This is a genomic window from Rhodococcus sp. 1168 (genome assembly GCF_002091955.1).
In the GTDB taxonomy this organism is placed as follows: domain Bacteria; phylum Actinomycetota; class Actinomycetes; order Mycobacteriales; family Mycobacteriaceae; genus Rhodococcoides.
Genome location: NZ_MKKY01000072.1, coordinates 208,196 through 229,676 on the forward strand (window position 1 = coordinate 208,196; position 21,481 = coordinate 229,676).

General features: G+C 63.0%; 18 protein-coding genes and 1 pseudogene. 14 read left to right on the forward strand and 5 right to left on the reverse strand.

Features of this window, described 5'->3' with window-relative positions; genetic code table 11:
- Positions 1–6: 6 nt before the first annotated feature.
- The 4 genes and pseudogenes from ctaD to BJI47_RS15170 all read left to right on the forward strand — a co-directional run.
- On the forward strand, positions 7–1,797 hold the full coding sequence (gene ctaD / locus BJI47_RS15155; protein WP_088944467.1) for a cytochrome c oxidase subunit I: 1,791 nt from the start codon (positions 7–9) through the stop codon (positions 1,795–1,797).
- A gap of 125 nt (positions 1,798–1,922) precedes the next feature.
- Positions 1,923–3,149: a phosphoserine phosphatase SerB gene (gene serB / locus BJI47_RS15160; RefSeq protein WP_088944663.1), complete on the forward strand. Its 1,227-nt coding sequence runs from the start codon at positions 1,923–1,925 to the stop codon at positions 3,147–3,149.
- On the forward strand, positions 3,146–3,925 hold the full coding sequence (locus tag BJI47_RS15165; RefSeq protein ID WP_254900616.1) for a peptidyl-tRNA hydrolase: 780 nt from the start codon (positions 3,146–3,148) through the stop codon (positions 3,923–3,925). The genes serB and BJI47_RS15165 overlap by 4 nt, the downstream gene beginning before the upstream one ends.
- Positions 3,926–3,986: 61 nt before the next feature.
- Positions 3,987–4,577, forward strand: a pseudogene (locus BJI47_RS15170) (YitT family protein); the annotation flags it as partial.
- A gap of 8 nt (positions 4,578–4,585) precedes the next feature.
- On the opposite strand, the gene glgX reads toward BJI47_RS15170, so the two are convergent.
- Positions 4,586–6,724, reverse strand: a complete 2,139-nt coding sequence (gene glgX, locus BJI47_RS15175; RefSeq protein ID WP_088944468.1) for a glycogen debranching protein GlgX — start codon at positions 6,722–6,724, stop codon at positions 4,586–4,588.
- Between the two features lie 51 nt (positions 6,725–6,775).
- On the opposite strand from glgX, the gene BJI47_RS15180 reads away from it, so the two are divergent.
- From BJI47_RS15180 to BJI47_RS15200, 5 genes are read left to right on the forward strand one after another with little or no spacing between them, the layout of a single operon-like run.
- Complete coding sequence (locus tag BJI47_RS15180) at positions 6,776–7,597, forward strand: ABC transporter ATP-binding protein (RefSeq protein WP_088944469.1); 822 nt, start codon at positions 6,776–6,778, stop codon at positions 7,595–7,597.
- Between the two features lie 35 nt (positions 7,598–7,632).
- Entirely contained in the window at positions 7,633–8,454 is an 822-nt protein-coding gene (locus tag BJI47_RS15185; RefSeq protein WP_176224876.1) for an NUDIX hydrolase, read from the forward strand.
- Between the two features lie 60 nt (positions 8,455–8,514).
- Positions 8,515–9,294: an enoyl-CoA hydratase/isomerase family protein gene (locus BJI47_RS15190; protein WP_088944471.1), complete on the forward strand. Its 780-nt coding sequence runs from the start codon at positions 8,515–8,517 to the stop codon at positions 9,292–9,294.
- A 55-nt stretch (positions 9,295–9,349) separates the two neighbouring features.
- On the forward strand, positions 9,350–10,396 hold the full coding sequence (locus BJI47_RS15195) for a class I SAM-dependent methyltransferase (RefSeq protein WP_088944472.1): 1,047 nt from the start codon (positions 9,350–9,352) through the stop codon (positions 10,394–10,396).
- A 25-nt stretch (positions 10,397–10,421) separates the two neighbouring features.
- Positions 10,422–11,609 (forward strand): SAM-dependent methyltransferase, encoded by a 1,188-nt coding sequence (locus tag BJI47_RS15200; protein ID WP_088944473.1) that lies wholly within the window; start codon positions 10,422–10,424, stop codon positions 11,607–11,609.
- Here the strand turns inward: BJI47_RS15200 and BJI47_RS15205 are convergent.
- Entirely contained in the window at positions 11,593–12,903 is a 1,311-nt protein-coding gene (locus tag BJI47_RS15205) for a PQQ-binding-like beta-propeller repeat protein (RefSeq protein WP_254900617.1), read from the reverse strand. The genes BJI47_RS15200 and BJI47_RS15205 overlap by 17 nt on opposite strands.
- 217 nt (positions 12,904–13,120) lie before the next feature.
- On the opposite strand from BJI47_RS15205, the gene BJI47_RS15210 reads away from it, so the two are divergent.
- On the forward strand, positions 13,121–13,897 hold the full coding sequence (locus BJI47_RS15210; RefSeq protein ID WP_088944474.1) for an acyltransferase: 777 nt from the start codon (positions 13,121–13,123) through the stop codon (positions 13,895–13,897).
- Here BJI47_RS15210 and BJI47_RS15215 read toward each other — a convergent pair.
- From BJI47_RS15215 to BJI47_RS15225, 3 genes are read right to left on the reverse strand one after another with little or no spacing between them, the layout of a single operon-like run.
- Positions 13,880–15,127 (reverse strand): glycosyltransferase family 4 protein, encoded by a 1,248-nt coding sequence (locus BJI47_RS15215; RefSeq protein WP_088944475.1) that lies wholly within the window; start codon positions 15,125–15,127, stop codon positions 13,880–13,882. The two genes, BJI47_RS15210 and BJI47_RS15215, sit on opposite strands and share 18 nt — an antisense overlap.
- Before the next feature lie 45 nt (positions 15,128–15,172).
- Complete coding sequence (locus BJI47_RS15220; protein ID WP_176224877.1) at positions 15,173–16,672, reverse strand: glycoside hydrolase family 57 protein; 1,500 nt, start codon at positions 16,670–16,672, stop codon at positions 15,173–15,175.
- Positions 16,673–16,683: 11 nt separating this feature from the next.
- Positions 16,684–17,475: a methyltransferase domain-containing protein gene (locus BJI47_RS15225; RefSeq protein WP_088944666.1), complete on the reverse strand. Its 792-nt coding sequence runs from the start codon at positions 17,473–17,475 to the stop codon at positions 16,684–16,686.
- Between the two features lie 282 nt (positions 17,476–17,757).
- Here BJI47_RS15225 and BJI47_RS15230 point away from each other — a divergent pair, with 282 nt between their 5' ends.
- From BJI47_RS15230 to BJI47_RS15245, 4 genes are all read left to right on the forward strand, one after another.
- Positions 17,758–18,558: an electron transfer flavoprotein subunit beta/FixA family protein gene (locus tag BJI47_RS15230; protein WP_088944477.1), complete on the forward strand. Its 801-nt coding sequence runs from the start codon at positions 17,758–17,760 to the stop codon at positions 18,556–18,558.
- A gap of 43 nt (positions 18,559–18,601) precedes the next feature.
- Positions 18,602–19,558: an electron transfer flavoprotein subunit alpha/FixB family protein gene (locus tag BJI47_RS15235; RefSeq protein ID WP_088944478.1), complete on the forward strand. Its 957-nt coding sequence runs from the start codon at positions 18,602–18,604 to the stop codon at positions 19,556–19,558.
- Between the two features lie 160 nt (positions 19,559–19,718).
- Positions 19,719–20,540, forward strand: a complete 822-nt coding sequence (locus BJI47_RS15240; RefSeq protein WP_088944479.1) for a GNAT family N-acetyltransferase — start codon at positions 19,719–19,721, stop codon at positions 20,538–20,540.
- Positions 20,537–21,472 carry a lysophospholipid acyltransferase family protein gene (locus BJI47_RS15245; protein ID WP_254900618.1) on the forward strand — a complete coding sequence of 312 codons (936 nt, stop codon included), beginning with the start codon at positions 20,537–20,539 and terminating at the stop codon, positions 21,470–21,472. The genes BJI47_RS15240 and BJI47_RS15245 overlap by 4 nt, the downstream gene beginning before the upstream one ends.
- Positions 21,473–21,481 lie beyond the last annotated feature (9 nt).

The following is a 21,481-nucleotide window of genomic DNA, read 5'->3' on the forward strand; positions in this document are numbered from 1 at the left end:
GGATCAGTGACTGCCCTAGCGCCTAGGCCCACTCCCGCTGTGGAAGCGGTGAGGCCTTTTCCGCCGCGGACGGGACCCAAGGGTTCGTTCATCCACAAGGCGGTGACGACGACAGATCCCAAGGTGTTGGGGATCATGTACATCGTGACATCGATTGCTTTCTTCCTTGTCGGTGGCTTGATGGCGTTGCTCATGCGCGCCGAGCTGGCGGTACCGGGAATGCAGTTCCTGTCGAACGAGCAGTACAACCAGCTGTTCACCATGCACGGCACGATCATGCTGCTGCTGTACGCAACGCCGGTCGTGTTCGGCTTCGCCAACTACATCCTGCCGCTGCAGATCGGTGCGCCGGACGTGGCGTTCCCGCGGTTGAATGCTTTCTCGTACTGGCTCTACCTGTTCGGTGCGTTGGTCGCCTCGGCAGGATTCATCACCCCCGGTGGTGCAGCTGACTTCGGGTGGACCGCGTACACCCCACTGTCGAGTGCATTGCATTCGCCGGGCGTCGGTGCAGACCTGTGGATCATGGGCCTCGCAATCGCCGGACTCGGAACTATTCTCGGCGCTGTGAACATGATCACGACGGTCATCTGCTTGCGAGCACCCGGTATGACGATGTTCCGGATGCCCATCTTCACGTGGAACATTCTGGTCACCAGCATTCTGATCCTTCTGGCGTTCCCGTTGCTGACGGCGGCACTGTTGGGATTGGCAGCCGACCGACATCTCGGTGCGCATCTCTTCGACCCGGCGACCGGTGGAGTGTTGTTGTGGCAGCACTTGTTCTGGTTCTTCGGCCACCCCGAGGTCTACATCATCGCGTTGCCGTTCTTCGGGATCGTGTCCGAGGTGTTCCCGGTCTTCTCGCGTAAGCCGATGTTCGGCTACACCACCTTGATCTACGCAACGATCGCCATCGCTGCTCTGTCGATCGCGGTGTGGGCTCACCACATGTACGCCACGGGTGCGGTGCTGTTGCCGTTCTTCTCGTTCATGACGTTCTTGATCGCGGTGCCCACCGGTGTGAAGATCTTCAACTGGGTCGGCACGATGTGGCGTGGTCAGGTGACATTGGAAACCCCGATGCTCTTCGCTATCGGCTTCTTGATCACCTTCCTCTTCGGCGGCCTCTCCGGAGTGCTGCTCGCCAGCCCGCCGATCGACTTCCACGTCACCGATACCTATTTCCTGATTGCCCACTTCCACTACGTGGTCTTCGGCACTGTGGTGTTCGCAACGTTCTCAGGCATCTACTTCTGGTTCCCGAAGATGACCGGCCGAATGATGGACGAAAGATTGGGCAAGTGGCACTTCTGGCTCACGTTCCTCGGCTTCCACGGCACTTTCCTGGTCCAGCACTGGCTCGGTAACGAGGGCATGCCGCGTCGCTATGCCGACTATCTCTCTTCCGATGGATTCACCACGCTCAACATCATCTCCACCATCAGTGCGTTCGTGCTCGGTGCTTCGACGCTGCCGTTCGTGTGGAACGTCTTCAAGTCCTATCGCTACGGCGAGGTGGTCACTGTGGACGACCCATGGGGCTACGGCAACTCGCTGGAATGGGCCACATCGTGCCCACCGCCGCGGCACAACTTCACGGAGTTGCCGCGTATCCGTTCCGAGCGTCCGGCATTCGAACTCCACTACCCGCACATGGTGGATCGCTTGCGGGCCGAGGCTCATGTCGGCCCGGGCAGTCACGGTGGACAGACCACCGAAGTGCTCGAGCAGGCGCGTCGAGCTCCTCTCGCTACCAGCGACCACGAGCACTCAGGCGACACGGACCCCAAATAAGTACCCGATCGACCTGAAGAGCCCCTCCCGGTATCCGGGTGGGGCTCTTCGCTTGCAACAATCATCGGGCAGACCAATCAACTTTCGGCTCCTCTGCAGAGCGGGGTCGTGTGAAGGGAGAATCGGTGGCGTCATCGGACACCGCTGTACTCGTGACGGTGACAGGCCCGGACAAGCCGGGCGTCACCTCGGTTCTGTTCGCTGCGCTCTCACGGCACGAGGTCAGCCTGCTCGACGTCGAGCAAGTGGTCATCCGTGGACGGCTCACGCTGGGCGTGTTGCTGACCTGCCCGAACGATCCCGAGGACCTACAGGAAGAACTCGAAGAAGCCATGTCGACGGTGGGTGTGCACGTCGACGTCGAGATCGACGCGGACCCTCTCGGCAAGCACTCGTTGGCTACTCACGTGGTGGTCGTTCTGGGTCGCCCCGTCACAGCCCGCGCGTTCAGCACAATTTCGCGTGAACTGGCACGCCAGGGCGCCAACATCGACTCGATCCGTGGCATCGCCGACTACCCGGTCACGGGACTGGAACTTCAGGTGACGGCGACCGACACGACTCCCGACGCAGACCGCCGACTGCGGACCGGTCTGTCCGAGATCGCAGCCGGAGTCGGATGCGACGTCGCGGTGGAACGCAGCGGAATCTCGCGGCGGTCCAAACGTCTCATCGTGTTCGACGTCGACTCCACCCTCGTGCAGGGTGAGGTCATCGAAATGCTGGCGGCGAAGGCCGGTCGTGAAGACGAGGTCCGCGCCGTCACCGAGGCAGCAATGCGTGGCGAGATCGACTTTGCGGAGTCCCTCACGCAGCGGGTGGAGGCGTTGGCAGGCCTCGATGCCTCGGTCATCGACGAGGTTGGCGACGCGCTCGAGTTGACGCCGGGCGCTCGCACCACGATCCGCACACTACGCCGACTCGGATATCACTGTGGCGTCGTCTCGGGTGGATTCCGTCAGGTCATCGATGGTCTCGCACATGAACTCGAACTCGACTTCGTCAAAGCCAATACGCTCGAAATCATCGATGGGAAGTTGACCGGTCGGGTGATCGGCGAGGTCATCGACCGAGCCGCGAAGGCGACGGCATTGCGGGACTTCGCTGCGCAGTGTGGTGTTCCGATGGAGCAAACGGTAGCTGTCGGTGACGGCGCGAACGACATCGACATGCTCACTGCAGCTGGGTTGGGCGTGGCGTTCAACGCCAAGCCTGCGCTGCGCGAGATTGCCGATACCGCGATCTCGCACCCGTATCTCGATGCGGTGCTCTTCATGCTCGGTGTGACGCGTGGAGAAATCGAGGCTGCGGACGCCATCGACGGTGGCGTCCGACGCGTCCCGATCCCGTGACCGAACCCGTAGCCGAACCGGCGGACGAGACAGTCCCACCGCGAAGTACCTTCGCCGAGCGTCACGCTGTGCTGGCCCTCGGGTATGGGGGCAGGGAAGACCCGCCCGTCCCGGCGGATGTTCTCGCGATGCCGATCGTGCTGAACATTTCCAAAGCGGATCCGCCGATGCGCAGCGATCTGTTGGCAGCGGCGGCAATCGCAACGGTGCGGATCTGCCTCGATGAACGCGCAGGACCCGACGGCGAGTGGGACGAGCAGTTTCGGGCGTGGACTTCGGCACGCATCCGAAAGGTAGCTCGCCGTGCCCGCGGCGCCCAATGGGAGGCGGCTCTCGTAGTCGAAGGCGTCACCGCCGAAGTCGGCACAGCCCAGGCCCGCGCGTTGGTCCCCGGACGTGTCGGCGATCTCGACCCCCGAATCAAGAAGTTGCAGATCGGCGGGACCGATCTCGAGCACGACGATCCGGGTCCCCCTCGGCCCGCTGCGCCGGTGCTGTGGATCGACCGGTCGTTGGACATGACGGTGGGCAAGGCTGCTGCACAGGTAGCGCATGCGTCGATGTTGTTGGCGGCAGTGATGAGTGTCGAGCAAGCTCAGGCATGGGCAGGGCAGGGTTTCGAGTGTTCGGTCCGCGACGCCGATCCAGCGCAGTGGGCGAGTGCTCGTGCGCTTGTCGATGGCGGAGGCGGGGTGGCCGTGCGCGATGCAGGCTTCACCGAAGTAGCCCCCGGTTCGATGACCGTCATCGCACTCGCCTCACCCGGACATCGGTAGAGGGTCCACTAGCTCACAACTGGATGTTTGTGCCGCTACCAGTCTGGCGGACACTCGATGGATGTCTTGGATCGTCTCTGTGCTCGCCCGTGCTCGCCTGATCCACCTCTGGCGAAGACTCGTAGCGCTCTACGTGGGTTTGTGTCTGTACGGGTTTTCGATGGCGCTGATGATCACCGCCGGTCTCGGACTCGATCCGTGGGATGTACTGCATCAGGGCCTGAGCCTGCACGTGCCACTGAGTTTCGGAGCGATCACCGCAGCGACCGGAATTGCTGTGTTGCTCGCCTGGATTCCATTGCGGCAGAAGCCAGGACTGGGAACCATCAGCAATGTGGTGGTGATCGCGGTGGCAGTCGACCTGTCGATTCGATGGCTCCCGACTTTCGACCCGATGGCCGTGCGAGCGGCCATGATGGCGACCGGCATCGTCGTCAATGCATTCGCGACAGCCCTGTACATCGGCGCAGGAATGGGTCCCGGTCCACGAGACGGCCTGATGACCGGACTGGTCGCACGAACGGGACTCTCGATTCGCCTGGTCCGGACGTGTATCGAGTTGGCCGTCGTCGCGACCGGCTGGATGCTCGGAGGAACCGTGGGTGTCGGAACCGTGCTGTACGCCTTGGGGATCGGGCCACTCGTTCAACTGTTCATGCACTACCTGCCGTCGCTGCGCAGTACGAGGACCGTCGAACCAGTAAGGGAGATGGCCGATCCGGCGGGCAACGACGTCGTATCGGCGGGAACCCCAGTGGCGGTGGAGGAGTCGAATATTGGAACGAATCTGCTTGCGGCCCAGGAAGGACAGGCCAGTTCGATGTCGGTCGGTCCACCCGAATGCACGATCAACAACGAACTTGCATCCAGGACGGGCTGCCCGTCGGGATCGTAGGACCGAACGTCTGCGCCGTCCACCCATGCTTGCAACGTGCGTACCGAGTCGTCGTTCCACGAGTGCGAGGTCAGTTCGGCGCCGTCTGCACCGAACCAGACCAGATCCGGCCTGCCCGATGGAGTGTCACGGCCTGTGAAGAATTCCTGTTGGCGCAGCGATGGAGCACTGCGCCGGATTCGGAGGAGTCTGGCGACGAAAGCGATCAGGTCCTCATCGCCGTTGGACCAGTCGAGTGCCCACGATTGTGCGGCGGGTGCATCGGCGGGAACGCAGTAGGCATTGTTGTTGCCGAATTGGGTGTGGCCGAGCTCGTCACCTGCGAGGAGCATCGGAGTGCCGGTCGAAAGCATCAGCGTGGCAAGGAGTGCGCGAACATGGCGGCCCCGTTCGGCCAGGATGATCGGGTCGTCGGTGGGACCCTCCGTTCCGTGATCGACGGAGTAGTTGTTGTCGGTCCCGTCGCGATTGTCTTCGCCGTTCGCCTCGTTATGTTTGGTTGCGTAAGAGACGAGATCGGCGATGGTGAAGCCGTCATGCGCGGCTACGAAGTTGATCGATGCCCAAGGCTTGCGTGAACCGCCGCCGTAGATATCTTCCGAACCTGCCATGCGGGAGGCGAGTTCGCGAACACCGGTGTGGCCGGCCCAGAATCGGCGAACGGTGTCGCGGTAACGATCGTTCCATTCGGTCCACAGACTTCCGAAATTGCCGACTTGGTACCCCGCACCGGTCGCATCCCACGGCTCGGCGACAAGTTTCGTACGTGAGAGAACCGGATCGGTTGTTATTGCAGTCAGTATCGGGGCGCGGGGCTCGAATCGCCAGCCTCCTGGCCGGCCGAGGGTGCTGGCAAGGTCGAATCTGAATCCGTCGACACCCATCTCGGTAGCCCAGTATCGAAGGCTGTCGCACACCATCCGAACCACGGCAGGTGACGCTGAGTCGAGTGTGTTGCCGCACCCGGTGAGGTCGACGTCGTAGCCACGTCCGTCCAGCAAGTAGTAGCCGGGGGCATCGAGCCCACGCCAACTGATCGAGGGCCCGTCGACCCCGGACTCGCATGTGTGGTTGTAGACGACATCGAGGACGATCTCGATTCCGACGGAATGAAGTGCCCGCACCATCGCCCTGAACTCGTCGATCTCGGCTCCCGGTACTGCTGCGAAACGGGGGTCGGGTGCGAAGTAGGCGCCGGTCGAGTAGCCCCAGTGATTGCGCTTGCCGCGGGCGCGCACACCTGGTTCGGTGAGCATCGTCTGAACTGGGAGCAATTCGATGGTGGTCACGCCGAGGCGGGTCAGATGTTCGAGCACGGCGGGCGCGGTCAGTCCGAGATACGTTCCGCGGTGTGCGGGGGGAACGGCCGGATTCCTTGCTGTGTAGGAACCGACGTGCATCTCGTAGATCACTGTCCGATCCCAGGGGACGTTCGGAGCCGAACCGGTGTCGACAGTGGATCGGCCGGTGACGACGGAAAGTGGGACCGCGCCCAGAGAATCGATGGTGCTCGGGTGTCCGAACGGATCCTCGTCGTAGGGCAGTAAGGCTTGGGCCGAACCGAGGCTTCCGGTGATCTGACGGGCGGCGGGATCGATCAGAATCTTGTGCGCATTGAATCGGCGTCCGGTGGAGGGATCCCACCGCCCATGCACCCGGTATCCATACCTCTGTCCCGGTCCGACATCGGGAACGATGCCATGCCAGATCCCGTAGGTGCGGCTGCGGAGTTCGACCCTTCGTTCGGTCCCGTCCGCCCCGATCAGACATACCTCGATGCCGTCGGATTCGGGGGAGTGGACCGCAAATTGCGTACCACCGGCGTGGACGGTTGCACCGAGGGGTATCGGCGATCCTGGCGGCAGAGGCTCTTCGCGCCGGGCGAGATGAAGGTTGGACGACACGCCTGCAGATTCTGCCGTGAAAGCCCGACGAATGTGGGACAAGATAGACAGGTGTCTGAACCGGATCCCGATTTGCTCATCGATTTCAACAACGTTCTCGTCAAGCGGGGCGGGGTAACACTCGTCGGTCCCGTCACCTGGCAGGTAGAACTCGACGAACGCTGGGTCGTACTCGGGCCCAACGGGGCAGGCAAGACCTCGCTGCTGCGCGTTGCAGCCGCCGAAGTACACCCGACTTCGGGAACGGCTCACGTTCTCGGTGAAGTGATGGGCAAGGTCGATGTCGCCGAACTGAAAACTCGAATCGGCCTTTCGTCGTCCGCATTGGCACACCGCATACCCCCGGACGAGATCGTGAGCGATCTCGTGGTCTCCGCCGGCTACAGCGTGCTCGGCCGCTGGCGTGAGCGTTATGACGAGATGGACACCGAGCGGGCGGTGGAGATGTTGGAAAGCCTCGGCGCCGAGCATCTGGCCGATCGCACTTACGGAACGCTCTCCGAGGGCGAACGCAAGCGGGTACTGATCGCACGAGCACTGATGACCGATCCGGAACTGCTGCTACTCGACGAGCCTGCTGCCGGGCTCGATCTGGGCGGCCGCGAAGAACTCGTCGCACGGTTGGCGGACCTGGCTGCAGATCCGGATGCTCCGGCAACGGTCCTCATCACCCACCATGTCGAGGAAATACCACCTGGCTTCTCTCACGCACTGCTGCTCAAGGAAGGTGGGGTCGTTGCTCAGGGACTTCTCGAGGACGTGATCACCGCGGAGAATCTGACCGAAGCTTTCAGCCAGTCGATTGCGCTCGATCGTGTCGACGGTCGGTTCTTCGCTCGTCGAACTCGCACACCCGGTCAGCATCGCCGCTGAACGCAGCAGGTTCGGTGCCGGGTAGGTTCTCGAACATGACATCAACTGGTGTGTCGGTGCCCGAGCATGTCCCTGTCCGCGACGCGTCGACCGTCATCTTGGTTCGAGATGGTGCGCTCGGTATCGAGGTGTTTCTGCTCGAACGCGTCGGTGGAATGGCGTTTGCCGGCGGCATGACCGTCTTTCCGGGTGGTGGCGTCGACTTGTCCGACGCGGACGCCGATGTGGCTTGGTCCGGCCCCGGGCCGGTGTGGTGGGCGGACAGGTTCGGTGTGGACGAGCGCAAAGCGACGGCGCTCGTGTGCGCCGCAGCTCGCGAAACGTTCGAAGAATGCGGAGTTCTTCTCGCAGGCCCCACGCCGGACTCGACTGTCGCCGATACCAGTTGTTTCGCAGAGGATCGAGGCAAGTTGGAGCGGCGGGAGCAGACCTTCGGCCAGTTCCTCACCCGAAACGGGCTCGTTCTGCGGGCCGATCTGCTGCGGCCGTGGTCGAACTGGATCACGCCGGTCGGAGAGACGCGTCGTTACGACACGAGATTCTTCGTGGCAGTGCTTCCAGACGGTCAGGAGGCAGACGGAGCGACCAGTGAAGCGGCATCGGTTGGATGGCGTTCGTCGACGGCGGCATTGGCGGACTGGCGACGCGGAGAGACGATCTTGTTGCCTCCGACGTGGAGCCAGCTGTCAGGACTCGAAGGCTTCGACTCGATCGCCGATATTCTCGACGCTTCGCCCGATATTTCGCCGATCCAGCCCGATTTGCATCGGGTCGACGGAAAGATTCGGGTCGATTTCCCAGGCCAAGACGGGTACTACGCGGACAGTGCGCATCCGTGGTCGGATAGAAAACTCTAGGTCGGTCGTGGGGCCTACCCCTGAGTTCGCAGACCGCGAGCACAGGTAGCGTGTGTTCCCATGGCTGAGTTCGTAACTTTAGAGGTCGAAGACGGTATCGGAACCATTCGGTTGGCTCGTCCACCCATGAATGCGTTGAATCGGCAGGTCCAGGAGGAGCTGCGGGCAGCAGCCCGCGCGGCGACCGTCGATTCTTCGGTCAAGGCGGTAATTGTGTACGGCGGCGAGAAGGTCTTCGCGGCCGGTGCGGACATCAAGGAGATGGCAACGCTCACCTTCGGTCAGATGAGCGACATCGCCGGTGATCTGCAGTCGGCGATCGGGTCCTTGGCCGACATTCCCAAACCTGTCGTCGCCGCGGTCACCGGATACGCACTAGGTGGGGGACTCGAAGTAGCGCTGAGCGCGGATCGTCGAGTCATCGGAGACAACGTCAAACTGGGTGTGCCGGAAGTGCTGCTCGGCGTCATCCCCGGCGGCGGTGGCACACAACGTCTCGCCCGCCTGATCGGGCCGAGCAAGGCCAAGGATCTCGTATTCACGGGCCGTTTCGTAGGTGCGGAGGAAGCACTGCGTATCGGTCTGGTCGACGAGGTCGTGGCCCCGGACGAGGTGTACAACGCCGCGCGAAAGTGGGCTTCCCAATTCGTCGGAGGCGCGTCCAGGGCGTTGGCAGCTGCCAAAGCGTCGATCGATCAGGGGCTCGACGCCGACTTGAACACTGGCCTGAAGATCGAGGCCGGCCAGTTCGCATCCCTCTTCGCCACGGCCGATCGCACCATCGGGATGGAATCTTTCATCGCGAACGGACCTGGCAAAGCCGAGTTCACCGGCGAGTGAAAAGATACAAGAAACTAGAACTTGTTCATTTCCTACCGGATAGTAGGCTGCCCTCATGACTGCAAGCTCCCACGACGGCAAAGACTCGTCGACCGGCAGCGCTGACACCAGCCTGCGAGCTGTCCCCGACGCTTCGAGCGACCCGACGCCCAACCCACATGCCACCGCTGAGCAGGTGGAGGCGGCACGGTCCGATACCAAGCTCGCCCAGGTGCTCTACCACGACTGGGAAGCCGAAACGTACGACGACAAATGGTCGATCTCGTACGACGAGCGTTGCATCGATTACGCGCGCGGCCGATTCGATCAGGCTGTCAGTGGGCAAGCCGGCGCACAGGAGGCACTGCCGTACGGACGAGCACTCGAACTCGGGTGTGGCACCGGCTTCTTCCTGCTCAACCTCATGCAGGCCGGTGTTGCCGAGAAGGGCTCGGTCACGGACCTGTCTCCCGGGATGGTCAAGGTCGCGTTGCGCAACGCAGGCCACCTGAATCTAGACGTCGATGGTCGGGTCGCCGATGCCGAGACGATTCCGTACGAAGACAACACGTTCGATCTGGTCGTAGGCCATGCGGTGCTGCACCACATCCCCGACGTCGAGCAGTCGCTTCGTGAGGTGCTGCGAGTGCTCAAGCCGGGTGGACGTTTCGTGTTCGCCGGCGAACCCACGACCGTCGGCAACTTCTACGCCCGCTGGCTCGGCCGGCTGACGTGGGAGGCGACCACTCGCACAACCAAACTGCCTTTCCTGAGCAGCTGGCGCAAGCCACAGGAGGAGCTCGACGAGTCGTCCCGCGCAGCGGCGCTCGAGGCAATTGTCGATCTGCATACGTTCGATCCCACGGATCTCGAGAACATTGCCGTGTCGGCAGGGGCCGTCGACGTCCAGGCTCGAACCGAAGAATTTGCAGCAGCTCTGCTCGGTTGGCCGGTCCGCACTTTCGAAGCCGCCGTGCCTGCAGACAAGCTCGGATGGAACTGGGCCAAGTTCGCGTTCGGTAGCTGGAAGACGCTGAGCTGGCTCGATGAGAAGGTGTTCACGCACGTCGTTCCGCGTGGATACTTCTACAACGTGATGATTACCGGAGTGAAGTCGGACTGATCCAGCGTTCACCCCGGTACTGCACATGGCTTATCTTTTCGGCGACGCCGACATCGACTATCTCGTCAGCGATGTCGGCGTCGCTGCGCTGACAGATGTCTACCGTTATGCGTTGACGCCGAAGTCGATGTTGGCCGACATCGGGGCGATCAGGTCGGTGTACCCCGATCATTTCGCAGCTCTCGTGGAAACGGTCACCCTTCGTCGTCGTGCTAGCGTGAAATTGGCCGATGCCGACCGGTGGCTGTTGACAGACGATGCCGTTCAACAAGCGACACCGTCACTTGTCGCCGATCGTAGGGCCCGCCGTTTGGCGGGTAGAGCAGTGCACGATGTGACGTGCTCCATCGGCACCGAATTGGCCTCTCTGACCGGTGTAGGCAACGACACTGTGATCGGCAGCGATCTGGATCCCACGCGGCTGCGGATGGCCGCGCACAACGTGTCTGGCGCTGCTCTGCTGCGCGCGGACGCCTTGACGCCGACCACGACGGGGACGGTGATTCTTGCCGATCCCGGACGCCGCAGCGGGGGGAAGCGAACACTCGATCCCGCGGCACTCGAGCCCCCGCTTCCGGCGCTTCTCGACGCGTATGCCGGGCGCGATCTGGTCGTCAAATGTGCACCCGGTTTGGATTTCGACCGGCTCGACTTCGCCGGTGAGATCGAGGTGACATCACTGGATTCCGGGGTCCGGGAGGCTTGTCTGTGGTCGCCAGGTCTCACGCGGTCCGGCGTACGTAGACGGGCATCGGTGCTCTCCTCGACGGGATCGTCCTACGAGATCACCGATACGGAGCCTGATGACATCGAGGTCCAAGCTCCAGGTGCGTGGATCGTCGACCCCGACGGGGCGGTCGTTCGCGCAGGTTTGGTTCGGCATTATGCGGCCAGACACGGACTGTGGCAGCTCGATCCACGGATTGCGTACCTCACTGGAGATTCGGTGCCGGACGGTGTCAACGGATTTCGCATCCTGGAGCGAATCAAGTACTCGGAGAAGACGTTGCGCCAAGCTCTGACTGCTCACGGTTGTGGAGCGGTCGAGATTCTCGTGCGCGGCGTGGACGTCGACCCGGCCCTGCTGCGTCCCAAACTCAAGCTGCGAGGTGAGACCGCCTTGTCGGTGATCATCACCCGAATCGAGCGTGCGGGGGTCGCGTTCATCTGCGAAGCACGCCGACCGGGCACGCCGGTCAGGACGCGTAGGTGAAAATCTCGCCCAGGTAGGTCGAGGTGACGACCTGACCGTCCGGTCCGATCGAGGTACCTACGGTGAAACCCGTTGCGTCCGGGAGGATCTGCTCGGAATTGGTAGTCCCGGACTGAGCATCGAGGTTGGTCAGTGCCAATTCTTTGCCGCGGCGGACTACCGTCTGCACGGTCCCGTCCGCGCTCTGAACTGGAATCCCGACTTGCTGCAGGTCATTTCGCGACCACGCGAGAGTGGCGTGGTCTCCCTCGTCCTGTAAGGCTTGCATGCCGCTGTCTCCGCCCGTCGGAACTATCAAGCCGGTGGAGGAGACCGACGGCGATCCGGAAGCGCCGAATGCTGCGCCCTGAGTCCACTTCTCGGTGCCGTCCGAGGCGTTGTAGGCGCCGACTCGGCCGTCGACGTCGGCGATGTACACGGTGGAGCCGTCCTGCGACAGAACCGGGCTCGAGGTCACCCCTGCCGGGAGCAACTCCGAAGACCATTGCTCGGTCAGAGCCGGGGTGGCGTCGGCGTCGTAGTGGAGTGAGACCAGCTGTGGCGCAATGGCGCCGGGCCGCCACAGGACGAGGTAGATCGAGGACGATTCGAGGTCTACCGAAGGGGCGGCACCGACGGGACAGGACGCCGATCCGGTTGCGCAGTCTGCAAGTCCGGAGTCGGATGCGAGGAAGTTCGTGTCGGGGGATTCGAGGAAGTCCGGGGTGTCGATCAAGTCGTGGATAGGGACGGTCAGCTGTCCCGTCTGCGTGTTCAGAACGTTGACCTGCCCGAGTTGTGTCACCGCGAGCACGCTTCCATCACCGAGGAATTGGGCGGTGCGCGGGACTCCGTAGACGGGTGTGCGCCAGCGCAACTGCCCGTGATCGTTGAAGGAGGAGAACGCACCGTCTTCGCCGACGTACACGTTTGCTACCGAGTCCACGAGCGGGGTGGACACGGCCACTGATGGCGCGAGTCGGTTGCACCAGCGCTTGCGACCGGAATCGATATCGAACGAGAAAAGGTTGCACCCGGCGTCGGTGTAGGTCGAGACGAACATCTGACCGCTTGCGGCAATCGATACCGGTGACACCACGGCGCCACCGAGCGGACGTGACCACGCGAACGACACCGCGGACAAGTGGGTGTGTTCGGTGGTGTTGCTGTTTCGTGCGTCGCCGTGTGCGACCGGCCAACTCCCCGGCGCGAACGCGTCGATGGTCCCGGTCCCGCTCGAGCAGGCACCGACGGTCAAGATGCCGACAATCGCAAGGGTCGCGATTCGCACGCGGTCCGCTCTGCCGCCAAGCACCTGGTGATCTCCTTCGTGTCCGGTCTCTGCTCATGATCTTCGAGGGAGGGGCCGGGGGAGGCACCGCACTCGTCGGACAGAGACTATCGCGGCCGAGGTGTCGATCTCGCGTCGCGGCCTCTTCGATGATTTCGTGGTGTCCCATGTATCGACGGCCGTCGGAAAGCTCGGACGGTCGAGTTGGATTGCGAGAGCACCGAAACTAGGGTGAGGCGTTATGACGAGCATGTGGAACGCACCGCTGCGTACGCGGTGGCGTGGTTCGAGACGACGCGACCCCGACCAGGCACAGTTCCTCACGCTCGACTCGCTGCGATGGATCCGCCGAAACAAGGCTTACACGCCCTGGTACCTCGTCCGGTACTACCGTCTCGCCCGGTTCAAGATGGCGAACCCGCACGTGATTCTGCGGGGCATGGTGTTCCTCGGTAAGAACGTGGAAATCCACTCGACTCCAGAGCTGTCGCGGCTCGAGATCGGTCGATGGGTCCACATCGGCGATGGCAATGCCATTCGGAGCCACGAGGGATCGCTGCGGATCGGTGACAAAGTCGTCTTCGGCAAGGACAACGTGGTCAACGCCTACCTCGACATCGAGATCGGTGCGTCGACGCTGGTCGCGGACTGGTGCTACATCTGCGACTTCGATCATCGGATGGACGACGTCACGATGCCCATCAAGGATCAGGGAATCGTCAAGGGACCGGTCCGGATCGGTCCGGACACCTGGATCGCGGCCAAGGTGACGGTGCTGCGAGAGACGCGCGTCGGACGAGGCTGTGTCCTCGGTGCACACGCCGTCGTCAAGGGCGATATACCCGACTACAGCATCGCTGTGGGCGCGCCCGTCAAGGTCGTGCGCAATCGGAAAGTGGACTGGGAAGCGGGCGCGGCCAAGCGCGCCGAGTACATCGCAGCTCTCGAGGACATTGCCCGCAAGAAGGCGCTCACGGCGGCCGAGGCGGCTCGGGACGACTCAACCACGCTCGGGTAGCGCACGCTCGACGATATTCGGCCGTGCAAGCGGGAACCGAACCTTGCGCTTTGCCGAAAGGTAGACCTGCGCTGTCGATTCGGCCACGTGTTTCCAGTCGAAATCGACGGTGAGACGTTCTCGCGCTGCTGAAGCGCGTGCCTGGGCAGCATCGACGTTGTCGAGCACGTTGCGGACCGCGGCCGTGAGCCCGGCGACGTCCGCCGGTTCGAACGACAACCCTGTCTGCCCGTCCACGATCGCCTCACCCAGCCCACCCGCGGTCGATGCAACGAGTGGTGTGCCCGCTGCCGCAGCCTCGAGCGCAATGATCCCGAAAGGTTCGTATCGGCTCGGGAGCACGATGGCGTCGGCACTATGGAGGGCGCCGAGTAGATCTGCGTGGCCGAGGGTGCCGAGGAAAGAGACCGCACGGGCGACGCGATGGGTCCGTGCCAGCTGTGCGAGCCAGGCGAATTGTGTTCCCTCCCCGGCAATGTGCAACGTGGTCCCGGGGTGAGAGCGTCTGATGCGGGGGAGCGCGGCGATGGCGTCCTGAATGCCCTTCTCGTACTCGAGTCGCCCGACGTACAGCAGTGTCGCAGGCGTCGACCGCGGCTCCCGTAGCCGGAAGTTCCACGCACGAATGTCGATTCCGTTCCTGATGACGGTGACCGCGGCGTCTGGAATGTCGAAAAGTCGGGCCACCTCGTCCTTCATGGATGCCGAGCACGCGATGACGGCGTCCGAGTCGTTGGCGAGCCACCATTCGATCGAGTGCACCTGCCGATTGACCGGACCCGAGATCCAGCCGCTGTGCCGTCCAGCCTCGGTGGCGTGGATGGTGGACACCAGTGGGACGTCGTAGTGCTCGGCGAGGGTGATGGAGGGGTGAGCGACGAGCCAGTCGTGTGCGTGGACGACGTCGGGTTGCCAGCCTTCACCGAGCCCTGGTTTACCCAACGCGATTCCTGCCCGAACCATGGCGTGACCCATCGCCAGCGTCCATGCCAGCATGTCCTCACCGAAGACGAAGTGGGCAGGATCCTCGGCGACCGCGACCACGAGAACACCGTCCTCGATGTGGTGCGAGGTCGGATGTGTGGATGCGTCGGTACCGGTGGGACGGCGTGAGAGAACGACGACCTCGTGACCGGCGCGTACGAGTTCGGTCGCGAGATGGTGGACATGTCGACCGAGCCCGCCGACGACGACCGGTGGGTACTCCCACGACACCATCAGTATCTTCACTTCGACGTTCCCCTCCGTACAGCCCGTGTCCAGTGTGCATGTGGCCTACCGACGACCACTCGGTAGGCGCCGGGCATCGAGCGCAGGAAACAGTCCGTCTGCTCGATTCCACTGCGCCGCGAGCCCCTTCGCTGCCGCGTCGTGCGCCTGGTTCACCGCGTCGGCGATCTCCCGGAGAGCGTGCGCGTGGACGTGCGCTCGTTCGCGGGCATAGCCGGCGGCAGTGTCCTTGCTGACCATGAAGGCCCAGTCGCTGGCTACCGCCATGAGTGTCTCACGCAGCATCTGGTCGTTGATCCGGTTACGCAATTCGGGCTGTCCTGGAATCGACGCGTTGGCGCGAGAGAAGTCGACAGTATCGAGCGCGGCCGACACGACCTCGGCGTTGAGCGCGACCAAGTCTTCGACGGCATCTCCCGCCCAGACCCGCCAGTCCTTGCCCGAGCCCCACGACGAGTCCTCCAGCTCGACCGGGGATCCGACGTAGCCTCTCGATCGGGCATCGTCGAGGGTGCCGACGTCTATTCCGGCTTCGGGTAGTGCTCGTAGAACCCGTTCGAGCCAGACCGGACCCTCGAACCACCAATGGCCGAACAGTTCGGTGTCGAATGCGGCCACCACGAGGGCCGGTCTTCCGACACGGGCGGATTCGGAGCGTAGGCGTTGTCGTATCGCATCGACGAAATCCACCACGTGGCGATCGATGGCCGCGGATGCGAGCTCCGGGTCGTATGGTGCCTTGTCTGCCGAGTCGACGTTTCGACCCGTCACCCGTGAAGATTTGAGTCCGGTCGAGTGGTCGTAGGTGTGGAAATCGCGATAGGCGCTGTGCCCCGGGTATCCGGATTTGGGTGACCACACCCGATAGCTCACCTGAAGATCTCGTCCGAACGCGATGACGTCGGATTCTCGGACGGGCCGGCCCACGGTGGTGTCGCCGCGCAACGCCGGCCCGTCGACCATGAAGTGGGTGACCCCCGCAGCGTCGTATTCGGCCTCCATACCTGGGGTGTACGCGCACTCCGGTGCCCAGAGACCGTTCGGCCTCGTACCCCAGCGTGTCTGCGCATCCGAGAGCCCCTCGTCCAGTGAGAACTGGCGCAGGCGTGGATCGAGCAGCGGAGTGAAGGGATGAGCCAGTGGACCACCGAGAAGTTCGATGGTGCCCGCATCGACAAGCCGACGAACAACTGCAGAACCGCCGTGACGCCAGTGTGTCTCGAAAGTGTCCAACGCCGACGCGGCAGCTCGATGCTCGCGGATCGCGAGCGCCCGATCTGTCGACTCGTGGGCGCGCAGTTGCCAATTGCCGAGCCAGTGGTGCATTCCGGCGAGGCTGTGTGGATCGTCGAGTTGCGCAGCGAGGACCGGTGTGATGCCCAACGACAGCAAGTTGTGACGTCCCTCACTTGCCAGACGGGAAAGCATCTCGGTCAACGGCAGATACGACGCAGCCCATGACTGATACAGCCATTCCTCGCCGACGGGCCACCGGCCGTGGTTGGCGAGCCAGGGGAGATGGGAATGAAGTACCAGGGAGAACATCCCGGGTTCTTTCACCCGTTTACCGAACCCACGTGTGCCGAGTCAGGTTTCACCGCAATCGCAACGAGGTCGAGGCTGGCGTCGATATCGTCCGGAACGAGATCGAAATCTGCGGTCGTCACGGCAGCGACGTCCGCAGTCAGTTCCGAAGGCCATGGCTGTCCTGCGAGAGCGCGTTCGATCTGAGCATCGATGAACGAACCACCGTGTTTGGCGTCCAGCGCGCGCAGAGCACCACCGTGGTGGACCCCGGTCATCTCCTCGACGGCGAAACGCGCGTCTTCGAGGAGCCCGGCGAGTTCGGTCGCGTTCAGTTCGCGGGTGTGAAACGGATTGAGCGGCGTGTCGCGGCCAGGGGAGAACGTTATGCGGTTGGGCGTGGAGATCAGCAGCAGGCCGCCGGGAGCCAGCACGCGGAAGCACTCGTCGAGAAACTGCGCTTGGTCCCAGAGATGTTCGATGACCTGAAAGTTGACGACGACATCGATCGCGGAATCTTCGATGGGCAACTGTGCGAGATTGCCGCGCAGCATGGTGATTCGGGGATAGCGAGCAGCCACGTGCGCTGCTGCGGAGGCATCGTAGTCCAGTCCGATGACCGCCTTCGCGAGGGTGGCAATCATGTTGGCGCCGTAGCCTTCTCCCGATCCTGCTTCCAGGACCGTGCGGTTTGCGCAGTGACTCGCCAGGCGCTCGTACACGATTTCGTGTCTACGGAACCAGTAGTTCTCCTCCGCAATGCCGGGCACCGTCCGTTCCCCGGTGAGAGGGAGCGGCTGAGCCGCATCGGTTGCCGGGTTCATCACCGGGGGTGTCGCTGCCGAGGCTGCGTTCGAGGAATCGCTCACCGACGAGAGGTTAGTGCCTACGGGATCGGTTCGGCGGAGAGTGGTCACTTGGTCCGGTGCGGTCGGATGTATGGTCAACCGGGAAACGTCGTAAGTTACCCGCCAGTAACTTGGTATGAGGTAATCTTCGGCAGAGTCGTAAGAACTGCAATGCGGTGCTGCACCGAAGCGGCATTGCAATAACACCGAACGAACATTCGATACAGCGGAACATGACCAGGAGGTCGACGCAGACCCATGACGAACATCGTTGTTTTGATCAAGCAGGTTCCCGACACGTGGTCCGAGCGCAAGCTGACGGACGGCGACTTCACTCTGGATCGTGAAGCAGCCGACGCAGTGCTCGACGAGATCAACGAGCGTGCGGTCGAGGAAGCTTTGCTCATCAAGGAGTCCAAGGGCGGCGAGGTCAAGGTCCTGTCCGCAGGCCCCGACCGCGCGACCGACGCAATCCGCAAAGCACTCTCCATGGGTGTCGATAGCGCTGTCCACCTCAACGACCCGGCCCTCCACGGCTCGGACGCGATCCAGACGGGCTGGGCCCTCGCGGCTGCGCTCGGTCAGATCGAGTTCGAAAACGGTGAGCCGACAGAGCTCATAATTGCGGGCAACGAGGCAACCGACGGTCGTACCGGCGCAGTTCCGGCGATCATCGCCGAGTACCTCGGAATTCCTCAGCTGACGCAGCTCCGCAAGCTGACGATCGACGGTGACACCGTCTCCGGTGAGCGCGAGACCGACGAGGGCATCTTCGGCCTCGAGGCGACCTTGCCTGCGATCGTCAGTGTCACCGAGAAGATCAACGAGCCGCGATTCCCGTCCTTCAAGGGAATCATGGCAGCAAAGAAGAAGACTGTGCAGACGCTCACGCTGGCCGAGATCGGTGTCGATCCCGAGACCGTCGGCGTCGAGAACGCCGGCACCACCGTGACTTCGTCCACTCCGAAGCCTCCTAAGACTGCGGGCGAGCGGGTCACCGACGAGGGCGACGGCGGCGACAAGATCGCGGCGTACCTCGTGAGCCAGAAAATCATCTGAGCACACACCCGAAGCAACGCAGACCACAAGAGGAGAGCAAGAAATGGCAGAAGTACTTGTGCTCGTCGAGCACGCAGAGGGAACGCTCAAGAAGGTCAGCCTCGAGCTCATCACCGCGGCACGCGCACTGGGTGAGCCGTCGGCAGTCGTGACCGGTCCGGCCGGCACCACCGACAAGCTGGCCGACGCATTGGCAGAGGCCGGTGCCGAGAAGATCTACGCCGCCGAGTCCGAGGACATCGACGGTTTCCTTCTCACGCCCAAGATCGATGTTCTGTCGAGCCTCGCGGAGTCCGTGAGCCCGGCAGCGATCATTACTGCGGCAAGCGCTGAGGGCAAAGAGGTTGCAGGCCGTCTGGCCGCGCGCCTGGGATCCGGGCTGCACTCCGACGTCGTCGCCGTGAACGGTGACGGCAGCGCCGTGTACTCCATCTTCGGTGGCGCGTTCACCGTCGAGGCCAAGGCAAACGGCGACGTTCCCGTCATCTCGGTTCGCCCCGGTGCAATCGAAGCCGAGCCGAAGGCCGGCGCCGGCACCCGTGAGACCGTCGAGGTCCCAGCCCAGGAAGAGGGCGTGACCAAGGTCACCTCGCGTGACCCGATCGTCGGTGGAGACCGTCCGGAACTCACCGAGGCGAAGGTTGTCGTCTCCGGTGGCCGTGGCGTCGGTAGCGCAGACAAGTTCAGCGTCATCGAAGAACTTGCCGATTCGCTCGGTGCCGCCGTCGGCGCATCACGCGCGGCGGTCGACTCCGGCTACTACCCGGGCCAGTTCCAGGTCGGGCAGACAGGCAAGACCGTCTCACCGCAGCTCTACATCGCTCTCGGAATCTCCGGTGCCATCCAGCACCGCGCGGGCATGCAGACTTCGAAGACGATCGTCGCGATCAACAAGGACGAAGAGGCACCGATCTTCGAGATCGCCGACTACGGCATCGTGGGTGACCTGTTCAACGTTGCGCCGCAGCTCAAGGATGCTGTGAAGAAGCACAAGGGCTGACAAGCTCGGTAGTAGTCGAAGAATGTCCCCGCCGTCCTCGCGACTGCGGGGACATTTTTCTGTGTCCACAACTTCGCAGAAGAAGTAGTTCACACAACGGCTTCGGACGCGTTACCCGCTGGATGCGCTGACGCCGCCCCGAGTCGTTAGACACAGCATCATGGCCACCTCAGTCATGACTTCGCATCTCTCGACCGCTCCCGTCACCGACCGCTACACGATGGTGATGGAAACCGACAAAGACCACCGCGAAGCCGCGCAGCGCCTTCGCTACAACGTGTTCGCGGCCGAACCGGGCTTTCGAATGCCGAGTGATTCCGATGGACGCGATGTCGATCGATTCGATGAATACTGCGACCATCTACTTGTCCGCGACAATCTCAGCGACTCCTTTGTCGGGTGCTACCGAATGCTTCCTCCCGACGCCGCAATCCGGGCTGGTGGGTACTACACGGCGACCGAGTTCGACATCACCGCGCTGGATCCGGTGGGCTCCAGGGTCGTCGAAATGGGCCGGGCCGTCGTACATCCCGACCACAGATCGGGTTCCGTTCTGGGTTTGATGTGGGCCGGGATTCTGCATTACCTCGAGGTCACCGGACTGCACTCGGTGATGGGTTGTGTGTCGGTCCCCATGCAGTCCGGGGGTGTCGAGCTGCCGGGTGCGAACGTTCGCGGGGTGCGTGACTTCCTCCTCGATCGACATGGATCCCCCCTCGATCAGCGGGCTGTGCCATACAACCCCGTGGTCGTCGACGGGAGATCGCTCGACGAGACAGCCCGCCCTGTTCGTACCGTGATTCCGCCGCTGCTGAAGGGTTACCTGAGGCTCGGTGCCACGGTATGCGGGGAACCCGCTCATGATCCGGCGTTCGAAGTTGCCGATTTCGTGGCGCTCCTTGGTTTGCAGCAAGCGAATACGCGCTACCTGGACCGGCTTCGTAGCGCTGCCGGCACTGTCGAAAGGACGTCGAACGCGTGAGCGAGGTTGAGATTCTGTCCTCGGTGCCACCGCCGCAACTGTCGGCTTCGCATGCCGAGCACTCCTGGATGCCGTCGAGTCCGTGCGGAGACCGATGCATTCCGCGCAGGTCGGAATCCATCCGGCGGATCGGATTGGTGGTGCGAGCGGTGCTGGCGTTGTTCGCCATCGGATTGCTGCCGCTCTTGATCCTGATCGGTCTGCTCTGGCCAGGTGTCCGAGGGGGCGCGGCGACAGTCGGCGCAAGATTGTTGTTGACGGCGGTCGGTATCGGTCTCCGGGTGGAGGATCATCGATCCGACCGTGAGGCCTCGCGCACACGGAACGGTTCGCTGGTGGTAGCCGGCCACGTGTCCTGGGCTGACATCCTGGTGTTGACGGCGATTCGTCCCGCCAGATTCGTCGCTCGGGCAGATCTGGTCGACTGGCCCCTCCTCGGACTCTTGGCGCGGTCGATGAAGGTGATTTCCATCGATCGGGGCAAGCTTCGCGCACTTCCCGAGACAGTCGGCCAGGTATCGGCCACGCTGCGCGAAGGGGGCTCGGTGATCGTGTTTCCCGAGGGAACCACGTGGTGCGGACTTGCATACGGATCGTTCCGGCCCGCTATGTTCCAGGCCGCGATCGATACCGAGACCTGGGTGCAGCCGGTTCGACTGCGATATGTCGACACCCTTCGCGATCGGACTACGACGTCGACGTGCTTCGTCGGGGACGAGACCATCGGCAGATCGATCGGACGTATTTTTAGATTGAAGGGCATAGTGGCGGAGGTCGCATTGGTCGCCCCGCAAGCGCCAGGAAACGACCGACGCGATCTTGCGCGTCGTTGTGAGGCCTCGATCAGAGCCGGTGACGTGCACGACCGGCGCCTTCATTCGATAGTCGAGAGCGCGGGCGTCGATCCGAAAGCCACCCACGTGCGCAGTTGACGCACTCCA